At 61.5% G+C, this 16,248-nt stretch carries 15 protein-coding genes and 2 pseudogenes; 8 read left to right on the top strand and 9 right to left on the bottom strand.

The window, feature by feature from the left end:
- Positions 1 to 21 precede the first annotated feature (21 nt).
- Entirely contained in the window at positions 22 to 1,695 is a 1,674-nt protein-coding gene (locus BLU75_RS23760; protein WP_084381291.1) for a putative bifunctional diguanylate cyclase/phosphodiesterase, read from the top strand.
- On the opposite strand, the gene BLU75_RS23765 is transcribed toward BLU75_RS23760, so the two are convergent.
- The gene (locus BLU75_RS23765) at positions 1,675 to 3,075 is read right to left on the bottom strand and encodes a NorM family multidrug efflux MATE transporter (protein WP_090221572.1); all 1,401 of its coding nucleotides are present in this window, start codon (positions 3,073 to 3,075) and stop codon (positions 1,675 to 1,677) included. The two genes, BLU75_RS23760 and BLU75_RS23765, sit on opposite strands and share 21 nt — an antisense overlap.
- 151 nt (positions 3,076 to 3,226) lie before the next feature.
- Here BLU75_RS23765 and BLU75_RS23770 point away from each other — a divergent pair, with 151 nt between their 5' ends.
- The 3 genes and pseudogenes from BLU75_RS23770 to BLU75_RS28425 all read left to right on the top strand — a co-directional run bounded on the left by BLU75_RS23770 (position 3,227) and on the right by BLU75_RS28425 (position 6,301).
- Positions 3,227 to 4,147 (top strand): LysR substrate-binding domain-containing protein, encoded by a 921-nt coding sequence (locus BLU75_RS23770; protein WP_084381293.1) that lies wholly within the window; start codon positions 3,227 to 3,229, stop codon positions 4,145 to 4,147.
- Between the two features lie 177 nt (positions 4,148 to 4,324).
- Positions 4,325 to 5,398, top strand: a pseudogene (locus BLU75_RS28420) (Cache 3/Cache 2 fusion domain-containing protein); the annotation flags it as partial.
- A gap of 180 nt (positions 5,399 to 5,578) precedes the next feature.
- Positions 5,579 to 6,301 (top strand): methyl-accepting chemotaxis protein, encoded by a 723-nt coding sequence (locus BLU75_RS28425; RefSeq protein ID WP_373863671.1) that lies wholly within the window; start codon positions 5,579 to 5,581, stop codon positions 6,299 to 6,301.
- A gap of 3 nt (positions 6,302 to 6,304) precedes the next feature.
- On the opposite strand, the pseudogene BLU75_RS23780 reads toward BLU75_RS28425, so the two are convergent.
- The 3 genes and pseudogenes from BLU75_RS23780 to BLU75_RS23790 form a co-directional block, all read right to left on the bottom strand.
- Positions 6,305 to 6,572 (bottom strand): annotated as a pseudogene (locus BLU75_RS23780) (ABC transporter six-transmembrane domain-containing protein); the annotation flags it as partial.
- Positions 6,573 to 6,614: 42 nt separating this feature from the next.
- Positions 6,615 to 8,111 carry a YifB family Mg chelatase-like AAA ATPase gene (locus tag BLU75_RS23785; RefSeq protein WP_084381295.1) on the bottom strand — a complete coding sequence of 499 codons (1,497 nt, stop codon included), beginning with the start codon at positions 8,109 to 8,111 and terminating at the stop codon, positions 6,615 to 6,617.
- A gap of 134 nt (positions 8,112 to 8,245) precedes the next feature.
- Positions 8,246 to 8,506 (bottom strand): accessory factor UbiK family protein, encoded by a 261-nt coding sequence (locus BLU75_RS23790; RefSeq protein WP_025856328.1) that lies wholly within the window; start codon positions 8,504 to 8,506, stop codon positions 8,246 to 8,248.
- 412 nt (positions 8,507 to 8,918) lie between these two features.
- Between BLU75_RS23790 and glnK the strand changes: the two genes are divergently transcribed.
- From glnK to sutA, 4 genes are all read left to right on the top strand, one after another.
- The gene (gene glnK, locus BLU75_RS23795) at positions 8,919 to 9,257 is read left to right on the top strand and encodes a P-II family nitrogen regulator (protein ID WP_084381296.1); all 339 of its coding nucleotides are present in this window, start codon (positions 8,919 to 8,921) and stop codon (positions 9,255 to 9,257) included.
- Between the two features lie 34 nt (positions 9,258 to 9,291).
- A complete protein-coding gene (locus tag BLU75_RS23800) occupies positions 9,292 to 10,629 on the top strand; it encodes an ammonium transporter (protein WP_084381297.1) in 1,338 nt (445 codons plus the stop codon).
- A 211-nt stretch (positions 10,630 to 10,840) separates the two neighbouring features.
- A complete protein-coding gene (locus BLU75_RS23805) occupies positions 10,841 to 11,266 on the top strand; it encodes a secondary thiamine-phosphate synthase enzyme YjbQ (RefSeq protein ID WP_084381298.1) in 426 nt (141 codons plus the stop codon).
- A gap of 103 nt (positions 11,267 to 11,369) precedes the next feature.
- Complete coding sequence (gene sutA / locus BLU75_RS23810; protein ID WP_084381299.1) at positions 11,370 to 11,696, top strand: transcriptional regulator SutA; 327 nt, start codon at positions 11,370 to 11,372, stop codon at positions 11,694 to 11,696.
- A 143-nt stretch (positions 11,697 to 11,839) separates the two neighbouring features.
- On the opposite strand, the gene BLU75_RS23815 is transcribed toward sutA, so the two are convergent.
- Genes BLU75_RS23815 through lysA form a run of 5 tightly spaced genes read right to left on the bottom strand, consistent with a single transcriptional unit; the run spans position 11,840 to position 16,246 of the window.
- The gene (locus BLU75_RS23815; protein WP_084381300.1) at positions 11,840 to 12,535 is read right to left on the bottom strand and encodes an HAD family hydrolase; all 696 of its coding nucleotides are present in this window, start codon (positions 12,533 to 12,535) and stop codon (positions 11,840 to 11,842) included.
- Positions 12,532 to 13,431, bottom strand: a complete 900-nt coding sequence (gene xerC / locus BLU75_RS23820) for a tyrosine recombinase XerC (RefSeq protein WP_084381301.1) — start codon at positions 13,429 to 13,431, stop codon at positions 12,532 to 12,534. The genes BLU75_RS23815 and xerC overlap by 4 nt, the downstream gene beginning before the upstream one ends.
- Before the next feature lie 2 nt (positions 13,432 to 13,433).
- Entirely contained in the window at positions 13,434 to 14,150 is a 717-nt protein-coding gene (locus tag BLU75_RS23825; protein ID WP_084381302.1) for a DUF484 family protein, read from the bottom strand.
- Positions 14,151 to 14,163: 13 nt separating this feature from the next.
- Positions 14,164 to 14,994: a diaminopimelate epimerase gene (gene dapF, locus BLU75_RS23830; RefSeq protein ID WP_084381303.1), complete on the bottom strand. Its 831-nt coding sequence runs from the start codon at positions 14,992 to 14,994 to the stop codon at positions 14,164 to 14,166.
- 4 nt (positions 14,995 to 14,998) lie between these two features.
- A complete protein-coding gene (gene lysA, locus BLU75_RS23835) occupies positions 14,999 to 16,246 on the bottom strand; it encodes a diaminopimelate decarboxylase (RefSeq protein WP_084381304.1) in 1,248 nt (415 codons plus the stop codon).
- Between the last annotated feature and the right edge of the window lie 2 nt (positions 16,247 to 16,248).

Below are 16,248 nucleotides of genomic sequence, written 5' to 3' on the forward strand. Positions count from 1 at the left end.
TGCAGAGTCTAGGGAGCTAGCTTGTCTACGCCTGTCGAACCCTTGCGTTTGCTGCTACTGGCCGAGGAGCCAGTATGGGCAGCGTTATTGCGCGAGTGCCTGGCGCCGATGGGCGATGGGGCTGTGCTGATCAGTGCGCCAAACTGGGAGTCGGTGAGCAGTCTGTTCGATGATGACCACATGGCCGTATTGTTGACCACGCCCAGCTTGCAACCCGGCCCCGGCCGTTGCAGTCTGCCTACCGTGTTGCTATTGGACCTGGAACCACTGGTTGCGCCGTTGGGCGCCAGCGACTGGTTGATTCGCGGTTCGTTGGATAACGATACCTTGCGGCGTTGCCTGCGGCATGTCCGCGAGCGGGGCTTGCTGGAAAACACCCTGCAACGCCTGGCCGAACAAGACCCGTTGACCGGCATTGCCAATCGCCAGGGCTTCCAGACCTTGCTGGCCGCACGCCTGGCGGAAAACGTCGGGTGTGGCCTGGCCCTCGGTCACTTGGACCTGGACAACTTCCGTCATGCCAACGATGCCTTGGGGCATCAGGCCGGTGACCGGCTGATCCTGCAGGTGGTCTCGCGGCTCAAGAGTCAGCTGGAAGCCGGCGACCAACTGGCACGCCTGGGCAGTGATGAATTCGCCTTGTTGATCGATACCCGTCGAGCGCCCCAGCGCGCCGAATGGATGGCCGAGCGCATCATCGAGGCTCTGGCCGAACCCTATTGGGTCGATGGTGAAAGCCTGCTGATCGGTTGCAGCCTGGGCGTGGCCCACGCCCGTGCCAAGGCGGGCGCCGATCCGTTGATGTGGCACGCGCATATCGCCATGCAGCAAGCCAAAAGCACCCAAGGCTGCACTTTTCATATTTTCAACGAGCGCATCAACCGCAATGCGCGCAGCCTTGCCGATCTGGAAAGCGAGCTGCGCCAGGCATTGCGTCGTGACGAACTGGAGCTGCACTACCAGCCTCGGCTGGACCTGGACGATGGGCATATTGTCGGCCTGGAGGCCCTGGTGCGTTGGCGCCATGGCGAGCGTGGCCTGTTGCCGCCCAGTGAGTTCGTGCCGTTGGCCGAACAGAGCGGCTTGATTGTGCCGCTGGGGTATTGGGTGATTTCCCGTGCCCTGCGAGACATGCAGGACCTGCGCGAGCGCGGCCTGCCGCCGTTGCACATGGCGGTCAACCTGTCGTTTCGCCAGTTCCAGGACAGCCAACTGCTGTCGACCTTGAGCCGCCTGATCGCAGAGCGCGGGGTGGAGGCCCAGTGGCTGGAGTTCGAACTCACGGAAACCGCCGTGATGCGCCGCAGTGATCTGGTCAAGCAGACCATGGATGCCCTCGGACGCTTGGGTGTGAGGTTTTCCCTGGATGACTTTGGCACCGGCTTTTCGTCCTTTGTCCACCTCAACAGCCTGCCGATTGCTTTGCTGAAAATCGACAAGAGTTTTGTCAGTGGCATGGAGGAGCGAGAGGAAAATCGCAAGTTGGTCCATGCGATGATCAACCTGGCCCACAACCTCAACCTCGAGGTGGTGGCCGAGGGCGTCGAAACCGCGGAACAGCTGGCGTTGTTGCGCTTGTTTGGCTGCGATCAAGCTCAGGGATACTTGATCAGCAAACCTTTGCCGCTGCCGGAACTGGTGGAGTACCTGACGTTCGGCAGCAACCAGCAAGTGCTATTGGGCGAGGCGCTGTAATACCCGTTGAGTTTCAGGCTCCTGGCGAATCATCCGCTTCATTTTCCGTTCAAACGCCCAGGTCAGGCTGACCGCCGCACACGCCAGGCCCAGGGCCAAGCCCCACCAGACTCCGGTCGGCCCCCAGCCGAGGGTGAAGGCCATCAACCACGCGGAGGGCGCACCGATCAGCCAGTAACAACCCAACCCGACCAGGAACGTGGTCTTCGCATCCTTGAGCCCGCGAATACAACCCATGGCGATGGTCTGCACGCCGTCGAACAGCTCAAACCACGCCGCCACGGCCAACAGGCTGACCGCCAGGCGGATGACCTCGCGAAAAGCCGGGTCGTCATGGTCCAGGAACAGCCCGATCAGTGGGTTGGAGAACAGCCAGAACGTCATGGCAAACCCCAGCATCAGCACCGCGCCGAACACTATCCCGACCCGCCCGGCCCGTCGCGCGTCGAGTAATTGCCCGGCACCGTAATGCGCACCGATGCGCATGGTGACGGCGTAGGACATGCCGGCGGGCACCATGAACGCCACCGAAACAATCTGCAAGGCAATCTGGTGCGCGGCCAATTGTGTGCTGCCCATGGTGCCCATGCACAGCGCTGCAAAGGCGAACAGACCGACTTCAACCGCGTACGTGCCGCCGATCGGCAGGCCCAGGCGCCACAGTTCCCGCAGGTAATGCAGGTTGGGACGCATCAGGCCCTTGCCCAAGGGATAAGCGGCGTAGGAACGGTTGTATTTGATGTACCACAGCAGTGCCAGGGCCATGCAGTTGGCGACGATGGCCGTCACCAGGCCGATGCCCATGAGACCGAGTTTCGGCAGGCCGAACATGCCTTCGATCAAGGCATGGTTGAGCAGGTAATTGATTACCGTGCCGCCCAGACTGATGATCATCACCGGAGTGGCCTTGCCGATGGCGCTGGTGAAACCACGCAGGGCCATGAACGTCAGGTAGCCGGGCAGGGCGAACGGCAGAATCATCAGGAACTGCCCGGCCGACTGCACGTTGGTTTCGGTCTGGCCGAACATCAGCAGCACCGGCTCGAGGTTCCACAGCAGCAAACTGGCCACCAGCGCCATCAACCAAGCCAGCCAGATCCCGGCCTGAGTCAAGCGGGTGGCGCCCTCGATGTCGCCCGCGCCGTGTCGAATCGCGACCAAGGTGCCGACAGCGGCGATCACACCGATACAAAAGATCGACACGAACGAGTAGCTTGCCGCGCCGAGGCCTCCGCCGGCCAGGGCTTCGGGGCTCAAGCGCGCCATCATCAGGGTATCGGTCAGCACCATCAGCATGTGGGCCAACTGTGAGGCAATCAACGGCCCTGACAGCCGCAGAATGGCCCAGAGTTCGGTACGCGCTGGATGCTGCATGGTCATTACACTCAACAATTCGGGGAATGGCGAAAGGATTGATTCTCGGCGCTCCCAGCGCTTTGCACAAAGGGATAAATGCGATCACTCATATGATTAAAACTCATGCCTGGGAGATTCTGCTAGGGTTTCGCAATCATGCTGTCGGAGCTTTCCCATGTCTCGTCGTCTTCCTCCGCTTTACGCGCTGCGCGCTTTCGAGGCCGCTTCCCGGCACAACTCTTTCACCCGTGCGGCGCAAGAGCTGTCCATCACCCAGAGCGCGGTCAGCCGGCATATCCGCACCCTGGAAGAGCACTTTGCCTGTCGCTTGTTTCAGCGCAGCGGGCGCACTTTGCAACTCACCGAATCCGCGCGCTTATTGCTGCCCGGTGTGCGCGAGGGTTTTGCGGCCCTGGAGCGGGCCTGCCATACCTTGAACGCCGAAGACGACATCCTGCGCATGAAGGCGCCGTCCACCTTGACCATGCGTTGGTTACTGGCGCGACTGAGCCGGTTCCGGCATTTGCAGCCGGGCAACGAAGTACAGTTGACCAGCGCCTGGATGAGCATCGATGAGGTGGACTTCAATCAGGAGCCGTTCGACTGCGCGGTATTGTTGAGCGACGGCCACTTTCCGCCGGACTGGGAAGCCAGCTATCTGTTTTCCGAATGGCTGATTCCGGTGGGGGCGCCCAATTTGCTCCGGGATGGGCCATGGGATGTCGAACGTCTGGCCGCCACCGAACTGCTGCATCCCACGCCGGACCGTCGCGACTGGCGTCGTTGGCTTGCGCGCACCGGGCTGGCGTCACAGGTCCCGATCAAGGGTGGACAAGTGTTCGACACCCTCGAACTGGGCATGATTGCCGCTGCCCGCGGGTATGGCGTGTCGATGGGTGATTTGCTGATGGTGGCCGAAGATGTCGCCCAGGATCGTTTAAGCCTGCCGTGGCCGACCGCCGTGGCCAGTGGGGAGAGCTACTATCTGGTCTGGCCGAAAACCCGCCCCGGTGGCGAGCGCCTGCGCAGACTTTCGGATTTCCTCCAGGGCGAGGTCCAAGCCATGCAATTACCTTTGGTCGAACGGCTCGACTGAATCGATATAGCGCCCCGAAACAATGCGTTTGGACAATCTCCCTGTGACACGCTCAAGTATTGACAGGTGCCGCCGACGTAGGTGTGTCGAGCCGCTGATGAATGGTGGCTCTTTATTAGAGAATTGCCGATTAGCGCTATGAGATCAGGATGATCCGGGCCACGGCCAGGAGCTGTCATGTCTCAACCACGCGCCCGAATTGCTTCGCAGTTGGGCATAGCCTTAGCCGTGATCTTGGCTGTCGTTATCAGCGGCAGTACCGTCTTCGCCCTGCGTTCCCTGGATGCCGCCAACCTCGACACCCGGGAAGAGCATCTGGCCAGTGAAGCGCGTTTGCTCGCCGACCAACTCAACACCTTTCACAGCACCCTGCGCGAGAGCACGCAACGCTTGAGTGGGCTCTTCGAAAAGCGTTTCGCCGCCGGTTTGAGCGTGCATGCGGACCAGCCCGTGAACGTGGCTGGCATGCAGACGCCCAGCCTGTATCTGGGCAGCGCGGTGCTGAACAACAACTTTGACGATGTGGATGAGTTCAAGCAGGTATCCGGCGGTGTCGCCACGGTGTTTGTGCGCAGCGGAGAAGACTTTATCCGCATCAGCACGTCCCTGACCAAGCAGGATGGCAACCGTGCTATCGGCACGGTGCTGGATCGCCAGGGCCCGGCCTATCAGCCGGTGCTTGCCGGGCAGACTTACATTGGTCGCGCGGTGCTGTTCGAACGCTCGTACATGACCCAATACAGTCCGGTGCGTGATGCCAGCGGCAAGGTCATCGCGGTGTTATTCATCGGTTTTGACTACACCGACGCGCAGAATGCGCAGTTCGACAACCTCAAGCGTTTTCGCATCGGCAAGACCGGCTCCCTCGCGTTGCTCGATGAGCAGCAGCGCTGGCTGGTGCCGCCGGCGGGCGTGCAGGCGCCGGACCAGGCGGTGGCGGTCATGCGCGATCTTGCCGGCAAGCCGGGTGTGGGGCGTTTCTGGAGCGACAAGAACGAAGATTTCTACAGCGTCGCGATGCCGTTCGACGGCGGCCCGTGGTCGGTGGTTGCCAGCATGCCAAAGGCCGAGATTCGCGCGGTCACCTGGGCCGTCGGCATCCGGCTGGTCATCGGCAGCGTGTTGGCGATGTTGCTGGCGGTGGGCGCCACGGTCTGGTTGCTGCGCAGCAAATTGCAGCCCCTGGGGGATCTGGTGCGCCAGGCCGAGGCCTTGGGCGCGGGTGATTTGAGTGCACGCCTGAACGTCTCCAGCCATGACGAAATCGGTCAACTGGCACGCAGCTTCAATCAGATGGGCGAAGCCCTGTCGACCATGGTCTCGCAGATCCGCAAGGCCGCCGAAGAGGTCAATGGCCGTGCCCAGGCCCTGTCCGGTTTATCCGGTGGTGCCTACGAAGGCATGGAACAGCAGTCCGGCGAGATCACCAGCATGGCCGGCGCGGTGGAGGAGTTCAGCGCTACTTCCCTGAACATTGCCGACAACATGGGCAATACCGAACGTCTGGCCCAGGAGAACACCCAGCAAACCCGGATCGGGCGGACCTCGATGCAAGAGGCGTCTTCGTCCCTGGAACATATCGCCGTCGCGCTGAACGGTACCGCCACGGTGATCAATACCCTCGGTCAACGTTCCCAGGAGATTGGCGGGATCGTCGGCGTGATCACCGCGATTGCCGAACAGACCAATTTGCTGGCGCTCAATGCGGCTATCGAAGCAGCGCGCGCCGGTGAGCAAGGTCGGGGCTTTGCGGTGGTGGCCGACGAAGTGCGCAACCTGGCATCGCGCACCCGCCAGGCCACCGACGAAATTTCCGGGATGATCCAGAGCATCCAGCAGGAAACCGGGAATGCCATCAGCACCATGGAGCAGGGCAAGGTGTTGATGCAGGAAGGTCTGTCGCGCAATGCCGACGTGGCGTCGGCACTGGAGCGGATCGACGAGCAAAGCCGCTCGGCCGGCCAGCAATTCGCCGCGATCACCACCGCGACCCAGGAACAGAGCAGCACCGCGACCTTGCTCAGCAGCAACTTGCAGAGCATTGCCCTGGCTAACAGTGAGCAGCGCGAAGTGGTGTCCAACCTGGCGATCACCGCCAAGGAACTGGAGACCCTGGCGGCGGGCCTGCGCCATGAGGTCGATCGGTTTCGCTGAGGCTTAACGCTCGCCAAGCCCCGGATCCAAGCGCTTGCCGATGTCCTTGAGACGCGCCAGTTGATCAACCATCGCTGGCAGCCTCATCCAGGCTGCCGACAAAAGTCCACAGGTGGGTCATCACCGCGTACACATGGCCGGCCTTGACCGCCGGTGACCATGCCAACTGGTGGATCGCCATGACGAACAGCAGTGCCGCCAGTGAACCTATAAACAGGAACGTGGCGGCCTCGCGCTCGGACAGCCAGATTTGCAGACGCGACAGCACCTTGTTGGAAGTGGCTGGGCTACTGCTGGATCTGCCCAAGGACCCTTAGCCGAGCGCCGCTGGCCGGTACTGCAGCGCTTCCGCCAAATGATGCCGGGCGATACCCTCCATTTGCTCAAGATCCGCCAGGGTGCGCGCTACCTTGAGCAGCCGATGGGCCGCGCGTAGCGATAACGTCAGTCGCTCGCAGGCGGCTTCAAGCCAGCCTTCATCAACTTTCTGCAGTTGGCAGTGTGCACGCAGCCCCGGCAGATCGAGGAAAGCATTGGCGCAGCCCTGGCGCCGTTGCTGACGCTCCCGCGCGTCGGCAACCTGCACCGATGCCATGGCGGTGTTGTCGCCAATCTGTCGGGTCGGGCTCAGCGCTGTGCTTTCCCGGGCTACGGTCAGGTGCAGGTCGATGCGGTCGAGCAACGGGCCGGAGAGTTTGTTGCGATAGCGCTGGATTTGTTCCGGGGTACACCGGCAGCGTCCGCTCGGCTCGCCCAGGTAACCGCACGGGCACGGGTTCATGGCGGCCACCAGTTGAAAGCGCGCCGGGAAGCGTACCCGGTCGCGAGCGCGGGAAATCACAATGTGCCCGGACTCCAGCGGCTCGCGCAGTACTTCCAGCACCTTGCGATCAAACTCCGGCAGTTCATCGAGAAACAGCACGCCATGGTGGGCGAGGGTGATTTCCCCGGGCTGTGGTTTAGAGCCGCCGCCCACCAGCGCCGGTCCCGATGCGGAATGGTGCGGCTGGCGAAACGGTCGATGGGGCCAGTGACTCAACGGCGCCAGGCTGACCACGGATTGAATCGCCGCGACCTCCAGCGCTTCCTGTTCGCTCAAGGGCGGCAACAAACCTGGCAGGCGGCTGGCGAGCAAGGTTTTTCCGGTGCCTGGCGGCCCACTGAACAGTAGGTTGTGAGCGCCCGCTGCGGCAATCAACAGCGCGCGCTTGGCCGCCAGTTGGCCTTGGACTTCGTTCAGGTCGGGGTAAGGTTTGTTCAAGTACTGCAAGCCGTCGGACTTGAAGGGTTCAATCGGCACCTGTCCATTCAAGTGGGCCACCACTTGCAACAGATGATCGGCTGCAATCACCTTCAGGCCGGAGGCGAGGCACGCTTCCTCGGCATTCGCGCGCGGCACTATCAAGGTGCGTCCGGCCTTGCGTGCCGCCAGCGCAGCTGGTAGCACACCTTTCACCGCACGTACTTCGCCGGACAGCGCCAGCTCACCGAGGCATTCCACGTCATCCAGCATCAGCGCCGGCACCTGCACGCTGGCCGCCAGGATCCCCAGGGCGATCGCCAAATCAAAACGCCCGCCATCCTTGGGCAAGTCGGCGGGCGCGAGATTGAGGGTGATACGACGCGCGGGGTATTGCAGCGCGGAGTTCAGAATGGCACTGCGCACCCGGTCCTTGCTTTCCTTGACGGCCGTTTCGGGCAGGCCTACCAGCGTCAGGGAGGGCAACCCGTTGGCCATATGCACCTCAACCGTGACGGCGGGGGCCTCGACGCCAATCTGGGCGCGGCTGTGGACAATGGCGAGGGACATGCTCGTTCCTTGAGGTGGAGGGCCGCTTCCTGCGGTTTTTCAAGGGTAGACGAGATGGGGAAGAGCACGGCGGGGAGGTTTTACAGAACGTATCCAGAACTGGGTGTGCCCCGCGTTGCTACAGGTTGTTCGTTTTATTCGGTGGGCGGCGTCAGGCGTGCTTCCAGCTCTGCAACCTTGGCCTCCAGGCTTTCCAGGCGCGCTCGCGTACGGGCCAGCACGACCATCTGGCTATCGAACTCTTCCCGGCTAACCAGATCGAGCTTGCTGAAGCCGCTCTGCAACAGCGCCTTGAACTGGCTTTCGATTTCATTGCGGGGCAGCGGGGTGTCACCGCTGAACAGTCGAGAGGCGTGGCCGCTCAGGGCGTCGAGGAGGTCTTTGGGCGCGAGCATGGGAAATAATCCGGAATAACGGTTGGCAGGCAGTGTATCACGCAGCGTCTGCAGTCATTTCTCACAGTGGTGGTCGCACGCTTTTTGCGCATGGGGTTGGGCGCGGGCGCACTGTTTTTGTGCGTATCCGCCACGCCGCAGTGGCCCTTTGGTGGGCATGAGTGGGCAAGGGATTGATTTCAGGAGTTTTTATGGAGCTGGCAAGGTTTCTGCTTAGACGATCATGACCCATGCACTGATGCAGTCGCTGTGACGAATGCAGTGCGCCGACGGATCAGGGGTACAGGTTTCGTCATGGCGTCGCAAAGGCAATTGCCGAGGCGACGATGCGTTACAAAGCCAGGCACTGCGCTTAGACTTGAGTCGGGTTTGTTTTCCTGGGGCAAGTCCACCAATTCGGGAGAGAGTTTTCATGAAGCTAGTCACTGCCATCATTAAGCCGTTCAAGTTGGACGATGTACGCGAGTCGTTGTCGGAGATCGGCGTGCAGGGCATTACCATCACTGAGGTCAAAGGCTTCGGTCGGCAGAAAGGTCATACCGAGCTGTATCGCGGCGCGGAATATGTAGTCGACTTCCTGCCGAAGGTGAAGATCGATGTCGCCATTGACGACAAGGATCTTGACCGGGTTATCGAGGCTATAACCAAGGCCGCCAACACCGGCAAGATCGGTGACGGCAAGATCTTCGTGGTCAATCTGGAACAGGCTATTCGCATCCGTACCGGCGAAACCGATACCGACGCAATCTAAGCCGCCAAACCCCAACGCCCCAGGAGAAAACAATATGACTCTGCGTAAATTCGCAGGGCTAGGAGCCCTGTTGTCCATCGTAATGCCCAGCCTGGCCATGGCGGCAGACGAAGTGGCGGCTCCAGTCCTCAACTCCGGCGATACCGCCTGGATGCTGACGGCCACCGCGCTGGTGCTGTTCATGACTATTCCTGGCCTGGCGCTGTTCTACGGCGGCATGGTCCGTTCCAAGAACATTCTTTCGGTGATGATGCAGTGCTTCGCCATTACCGGCCTGATCAGCATTCTGTGGGTCGTCTACGGCTACAGCATCGCGTTCGACACCACGGGCATGGAGCAGGGCGTCGTCAACTTCAACTCATTCTTCGGCGGCATGGGCAAGGCGTTCCTGTCGGGTGTGACCCCAGACAGCCTCACCGGTCCTGCGGCGCTGTTCCCGGAAGCGGTGTTCATCACCTTCCAGATGACGTTTGCGATCATTACGCCGGCGCTGATCGTCGGTGCGTTCGCCGAGCGCATGAAATTCTCCGCCATGCTGATCTTCATGGCCATCTGGTTCACCCTGGTGTATGCGCCCATCGCCCACATGGTCTGGAGCGGCGACGGCGGCCTGATGTGGGACTGGGGCGTGCTCGACTTCGCGGGCGGCACGGTGGTGCATATCAACGCCGGCGTGGCTGGCCTGGTGGCGTGCATCGTGCTCGGCAAGCGTAAAGGCTACCCGACCACACCGATGGCTCCGCATAACCTGGGTTACACCCTGATCGGCGCGGCCATGCTGTGGATCGGCTGGTTCGGCTTCAACGCAGGTTCTGCCGCGGCGGCCAACGGCACCGCCGGCATGGCGATGCTGGTCACGCAGATTGCTACTGCGGCGGCGGCACTGGGCTGGATGTTCGCCGAGTGGATCACCCACGGTAAGCCAAGCGCCTTGGGCATCGCCTCGGGCGTGGTGGCCGGCCTGGTGGCGGTTACCCCGGCTGCCGGCACCGTGGGCCCGATGGGCGCCGTGGTCATCGGCCTGGCGTCGGGTGTGATCTGCTTCTTCTGCGCCACCAGCCTCAAGCGCAAGCTGGGTTATGACGACTCGCTGGACGCTTTCGGCGTACACGGTGTCGGCGGTATTGTCGGCGCGATTCTTACCGGCGTGTTCGCGGCGCCGATACTGGGTGGTTTCGGCACGGTGACTGACATTGCCGCGCAAGTCTGGATTCAGGCCAAGGGCGTTGGTTTCACCGTGATCTACACCGGTATCATCACTTACGTCATTCTCAAGGTGCTGGACATGGTGATAGGGCTGCGTGTGAGCGAAGAGGAAGAGGCGGTGGGTCTCGACCTGGCGGAACACAACGAACGTGGCTACAACTTGTAAGTTCGCTTGAAAACATATGCCCGGCTTGCCGGGCATTTTTTTGTCTGGGGTTTGTCTGTCAGAAAGGCTTGTGAGATTTTTCTGCGCAGTTTGTGACGTGATCCACAAGGTACTTTTCATTGTGCGAATGTCTTACAGGCATGTAGGCGTATTCGGCACTTTGTTTTTTCCCAGAGCACGCTAGAATGCGCGCCGATGGGCGGAGAACTGTATGTGGCAACAGAGCCTGATTACCCTGCGGGCCAAGCCTCGGGGCTTTCATCTGGTAACGGACGAGTTGCTCGCCGGCTTGCCTGAGTTGCAGGCGTGTCGAGTCGGCCTGTTGCATCTGTGGCTGCAGCACACCTCGGCCTCGTTGACGATCAACGAGAATGCCGACCCGGCGGTTCGCCGAGACTTCGAGCGGTTTTTCAATGCGCTGGTGCCGCAAGGCGCGGCGGGATATGAACACAACGACGAAGGTCCGGATGATCTGCCGGCGCACTTCAAGGGCAGCCTGTTGGGCTGCCAGCTGAGTCTGCCGATCAAGGCCGGCCGCTTGGCGATAGGAACATGGCAAGGCGTTTATCTGGGCGAGCACCGTGATCATGGCGGTGCCCGTAAAGTCCTCGCCACCTTGCACGGTGATGGGGCATAAGCCACTGGTTATCCGGTGGACGTTGATTTTTTTCCGGCAGCCTTCGACAGATGGCGAAGCTGGGCTATAACTAATCTGCTTTTCGCAAGTCATGAGGTAGAACATGAGCGACGATGATCTGGAAAACGACGAACTCGAAGTAGGTGACGAGGACGACACCGAAGAGGGGCTTGAGGCGGCTGCCGAAGACGTGGCAGATGACGACAGTGGCGATGATGCACCGGTCCCGGCCGCGAAGGGCAAGGCCAAGGCGGCTGTTTCGGTAGACGAATTGCCGAGCGTTGAAGCCAAGAACAAAGAGCGCGATGCGCTGGCCCGAGCGATGGAAGAGTTCCTCGCCAAAGGCGGCAAAGTGCAGGAGGTCGAGGCAAACGTGGTGGCCGATCCGCCGAAGAAGCCGGATAACAAGTACGGCAGCCGCCCTATCTAAGGCTGCTGACGTGCTTGCTGAAAAAGCCCGCCGTCGCTGCGGGCTTTTTCATGAGGAACAAATGCCAGCAAGTCGCCGCCTATCAATGTGGGAGCGAGCAAGCCCGCTCCCACATTTTGGTCTTCAGCGTTGCCGCGAATGCCTTACGTCCAGCTATTGAGCAGCACTGGCAGCTCGGTCAGGCTGCGAATCTGTGCATCCGGGCGCTTTTCCCCTTCCCAAGCCTTGCCCGTCGGGTTGAACCATACCGCGCGCAATCCCGCCTGCTGTGCCCCGGCGATGTCATCGCCAGGATGATCGCCGACATGCACTGCCGCGTTGGCGTCTACACCACCGCGTTGCAACGCCTCCTGGAACAATCGCGCATCCGGCTTGGCGATGCCGATGTCTTCGGCGCGCAGGGCGAAGTGGAAGTAGTCAGCCAGGCCCACACGCTGCACATCGGCATTGCCGTTGGTGATAACCCCCAGCAGATAGTTGCGACGTAGCGCCTGCAGCATCGGTTCTGCTTCGGGGAATACTGTGAGTTGGTGGCGCGCGTGAATAAACGCTTCGAAGCATATATCGGCCATTTCCGTCGCTTCAGGCTGCGGGTAGCCTGCCTCTTCAAAAGCGTGCAACAACACCCTGTGGCGCAAGAGGCTGATGCGGTTCTTGAGTTCGGGATGACGCTGCAGCACTTGCTGGCGAAGGCTGGCGAACTGCTCCAGGGGCAGCTCGCCCACCTTCGAGGCGTGAGTCGCCAGCCATTCGCGCATCGACGCTTCGGCGCTGATGATGACGGGTACGTTATCCCAGAGCGTGTCGTCGAGGTCGAAGGTGATTAGCTTGATGCTCATGAGTCGCCGCCTTTAATGCGTTTGGCCCGTGGATGGGCGCTGTCGTACACCGTCGCCAAGTGCTGGAAGTCCAGGTGGGTGTAGATCTGGGTGGTCTTGATGTCTGAGTGGCCAAGCAGTTCCTGCACGGCGCGCAAGTCTTGCGATGACTCGAGCATGTGACTGGCAAAGGAGTGCCGGAGCATGTGTGGATGCAGGTTTTGCCCCAGCTCGCGCTCGCCGGCGGCCTTGACCCGCAACTGGATGGCGCGTGGCCCGAGACGCCGGCCTTGCTGGCTGACAAACACCGCGTCATCCGGCGGATTGCTCAGCGCCCGCAGTGGCAGCCAGACCTGTAGCGCTTCCCGGGCCTTTTTGCCGACCGGCAACACGCGGGTCTTGCTGCCTTTACCGTGCACTTGCACCAGGCCATCCGCCAGATCCAGTTGATCGAGATTGAGGCTGGTCAGCTCTGAAAGGCGCAGGCCCGAGGAATAGAACAGCTCGAGGATCGCCTGGTCGCGATGGGCGAGGAAGTCATCCTCGACCGCGCCGTCGAGCAATTGCAGGGTGCGATCGGCATCCAGGGTCTTGGGCAGGCGCCGTTCGCCCTTGGGCGGCGCCAGGCCGTTGGCCGGGTCGTGATCGCACAGGCCTTCGCGATTGAGGTAGTGATACAGGCCGCGCACCGCCGACAACAGGCGGGCCAGGCTGCGCGAAGATTGGCCTTGTTGATGCAGACGTGCGATCAGGCTGCGCAGGCCCTGGATATCGAGGGTCTTCCAACTGCTGATCTGTTGCTTCTCGCAAAAAGCCAGGACCTTGTTCAAGTCCCGCCGGTAGGCTTCCAGCGTATGGGAAGACACCTGGCGCTCGCTGCGCAGGTGAGCGCAGTAGGCGTCCAGTTGCCGTTCCATGGCTAGCGCACCGCGCGCAGAGCGCTGGTAAAACGCGGCAAGACCCGGCCCAGGACTTCGGCAATGTAGGTCAGGAAAAGTGTGCCCACCGAGCTTCTGTAATGCTGGGGATCACGGCTGGCAATGGCCAGCACGCCATGCAAACCTTGGTGGCTGAGCGCAACCACGGCGGTCGAGCCGATTTGCTGGCGCTGTTCCTCGCCAAACAGGAAGTCCAGCTCATGCTCGCGCAAGGTACCGCTGATGGTCTTGCCTTCCGACAACAACCCGCCAATAGCGGTTTGCGCATCGCTGCCGGTGACCCAGCGACCGACCGGCATCGGGGTGTCGTTGAACAGGATCAAGCTGACAAAAGGCACCTGGAAGTCCTGGCGCAGACTGTCTTCGACGGCGATGACCACTTCTTCCAGGCTGTTGGCGTCCATCAGGCTCAGGACCAGGCGGCGGCTCTTGTCGAACAGACGGTCGTTGTCGCGAGCCACATCCATCAACTGCGAAAGCCGATGGCGCATTTCGATATTGCGCTCGCGCAGGATCTTCATCTGCCGCTCCACCAGCGATACCGTGTCGCCACGCTGGTGCGGAATGCGCAAGGCCGGCAACAGTTCTTCATGTTCGACGAAGAAGTCCGGATTAGCCTCCAGGTAAGCGGCTACCGCCACTGCCTCCAGACTCTCGCTAGATGAATGTTTGGCGGGTGCCCGGGGCTTATCGGTCATTGGATTGGCTCTCTCATAGACGGACCTGTCCTTCGTATACGCGTGTGGCCGGGCCGGTCATTTTCACCGGTTGGCCTGGGCCTGCCCATTCGATGGACAGGCGTCCGCCGGGCAGGTCGATCAACAACGGCGAATCCATCCAGCCCTGGCTGATTGCGGCCACCGCTGCGGCGCAAGCACCGGTACCGCAGGCCTGGGTTTCCCCGGCGCCACGTTCCCAGACGCGCAATTGTGCGCGCGAACGGTCGATGACTTGCAGGAAACCGACGTTAACCCGCGCCGGAAAGCGCGGATGGTGTTCGATTTTCGGTCCCAGCTCGTGCACGGGCGCATTGTTGATGTCGTTGACCCGCAGCACCGCATGGGGATTGCCCATGGACACCGCGGCCAGTTCAACAGTCTTGCCGGCGACGTCCAGCGAGTAACTCAAAGCCTGTTCGTCAGCCAGGAACGGAATATCCGCCGGCACCAGCCGGGGTGCGCCCATGTCGACGCTGATCTGGCCGTCGCTGCGGATATCCAGCTCAATAATGCCGCTCTTGGTCTCCACGCGAATCTGCCGTTTGGCGGTCAGGCGCTTGTCCAGCACAAAGCGCGCGAAACAGCGCGCGCCGTTGCCGCACTGTTCCACCTCGGAGCCATCGGAGTTGAAGATCCGGTAACGGAAATCCACTTCCGGATTGCTCGGGGCCTCGACAATCAGTAACTGATCGAAGCCGATACCGGTGTGGCGGTCGCCCCACAGTTTGGCGTGCTTGGGCAGGATGTGCGCGTGCTGGCTGACCAGGTCTAGGACCATGAAATCATTGCCCAGGCCGTGCATCTTGGTAAAACGCAGCAGCATGGGCTTACTCCGGCAGCAGGCTTTCGCCAGCAAACAACTCGGCTACCGTCTCGCGGCGACGCACTTCAAACACCTGATCACCGTCCACCAACACCTCGGCGCTACGGCCGCGGGTGTTGTAGTTGGAACTCATGACAAACCCGTAGGCTCCGGCCGAATGCACAGCCAGCAGATCACCTTCTTCCAGGGCCAGTTCACGGTCCTTGGCGAGGAAGTCGCCGGTTTCACAGATCGGGCCGACGATGTCGTAGGCGCGAGCTTCGCCGTCGCGCGGGAACACGGCGCTGACATTCATCCAGGCCTGGTACAGCGCCGGACGGATCAGGTCGTTCATCGCCGCGTCGACGATGGCGAAATCCTTGTGTTCGGTGTGCTTGAGGTACTCGATCCGGGTCAACAGTACGCCGGCGTTGGCGACGATATAGCGGCCGGGTTCGAACATCAGGGTCAGGTCACGACCTTCACAGCGCTCGCGTACGGCCTTGATGTAGTCGGCTACCTGCGGTGGCTCTTCGTCACGATAACGCACGCCGACACCACCACCGAGGTCGATGTGGTGCAGGTAGATGCCGCACTCGCCAAGACGATCGATCAGCGCCAGCAAGCGGTCGAGGGCGTCGAGGAATGGCGCCAGGCTGGTCAGTTGCGAGCCGATGTGACAATCCACGCCGAGCACTTCCAGGTTTGGCAGTTGGGCTGCGCGGATGTACACGTCCTCGGCGTCTGCGATGGCGATGCCGAACTTGTTCTCTTTGAGGCCTGTGGAAATGTACGGGTGGGTACCGGCGTCGACGTCCGGATTGACTCGCAGGGAGATCGGTGCGCGAACACCCATCTCGGCGGCCACCACCTGCAAGCGCTCCAGCTCGTCGGTGGACTCGACGTTGAAGCAATGCACACCGACTTCCAGGGCACGGCGCATGTCTTCGCGGCTTTTACCGACGCCGGAGAACACGATCTTGTCGGCCTGACCGCCAGCGGCCAGCACGCGCTCGAGCTCGCCCCGGGACACGATGTCGAAGCCAGCGCCCAGGCGCGCCAGTACATTGAGCACGCCGAGGTTGGAGTTGGCCTTGACTGCGTAGCACACCAGATGCGGTGTACCGTTCAGCGCGTCGGCGTAGGCACGGTACTGCGCCTCAATGTGGGCACGGGAATAGACATAGGTCGGTGTACCGAAGCGCTCTGCAATCGCGGACAGCGCCACGCCTTCCGCGAACAGCTCGCCGTCCCGGTAGTTAAAAGCGTCCATGA

Origin of the sequence: Pseudomonas mucidolens (genome assembly GCF_900106045.1) — a bacterium.
Taxonomy (GTDB): Bacteria; Pseudomonadota; Gammaproteobacteria; order Pseudomonadales; family Pseudomonadaceae; genus Aquipseudomonas; species Aquipseudomonas mucidolens.

Excerpts from the sequence above, each read along its gene's own strand:
- BLU75_RS23765 (WP_090221572.1), bottom strand. The coding sequence starts at position 3,075 with ATGACCATGCAGCATCCAGCGCGTACCGAACTCTGGGCCATTCTGCGG.
- BLU75_RS23770 (WP_084381293.1), top strand. The coding sequence starts at position 3,227 with ATGTCTCGTCGTCTTCCTCCGCTTTACGCGCTGCGCGCTTTCGAGGCC.
- BLU75_RS28425 (WP_373863671.1), top strand. The coding sequence starts at position 5,579 with ATGGCCGGCGCGGTGGAGGAGTTCAGCGCTACTTCCCTGAACATTGCC.
- BLU75_RS23785 (WP_084381295.1), bottom strand. The coding sequence starts at position 8,111 with ATGTCCCTCGCCATTGTCCACAGCCGCGCCCAGATTGGCGTCGAGGCC.
- BLU75_RS23790 (WP_025856328.1), bottom strand. The coding sequence starts at position 8,506 with ATGCTCGCGCCCAAAGACCTCCTCGACGCCCTGAGCGGCCACGCCTCT.
- glnK (WP_084381296.1), top strand. The coding sequence starts at position 8,919 with ATGAAGCTAGTCACTGCCATCATTAAGCCGTTCAAGTTGGACGATGTA.
- BLU75_RS23800 (WP_084381297.1), top strand. The coding sequence starts at position 9,292 with ATGACTCTGCGTAAATTCGCAGGGCTAGGAGCCCTGTTGTCCATCGTA.
- BLU75_RS23805 (WP_084381298.1), top strand. The coding sequence starts at position 10,841 with ATGTGGCAACAGAGCCTGATTACCCTGCGGGCCAAGCCTCGGGGCTTT.
- sutA (WP_084381299.1), top strand. The coding sequence starts at position 11,370 with ATGAGCGACGATGATCTGGAAAACGACGAACTCGAAGTAGGTGACGAG.
- BLU75_RS23815 (WP_084381300.1), bottom strand. The coding sequence starts at position 12,535 with ATGAGCATCAAGCTAATCACCTTCGACCTCGACGACACGCTCTGGGAT.
- xerC (WP_084381301.1), bottom strand. The coding sequence starts at position 13,431 with ATGGAACGGCAACTGGACGCCTACTGCGCTCACCTGCGCAGCGAGCGC.
- BLU75_RS23825 (WP_084381302.1), bottom strand. The coding sequence starts at position 14,150 with ATGACCGATAAGCCCCGGGCACCCGCCAAACATTCATCTAGCGAGAGT.
- dapF (WP_084381303.1), bottom strand. The coding sequence starts at position 14,994 with ATGCTGCTGCGTTTTACCAAGATGCACGGCCTGGGCAATGATTTCATG.
- lysA (WP_084381304.1), bottom strand. The coding sequence starts at position 16,246 with ATGGACGCTTTTAACTACCGGGACGGCGAGCTGTTCGCGGAAGGCGTG.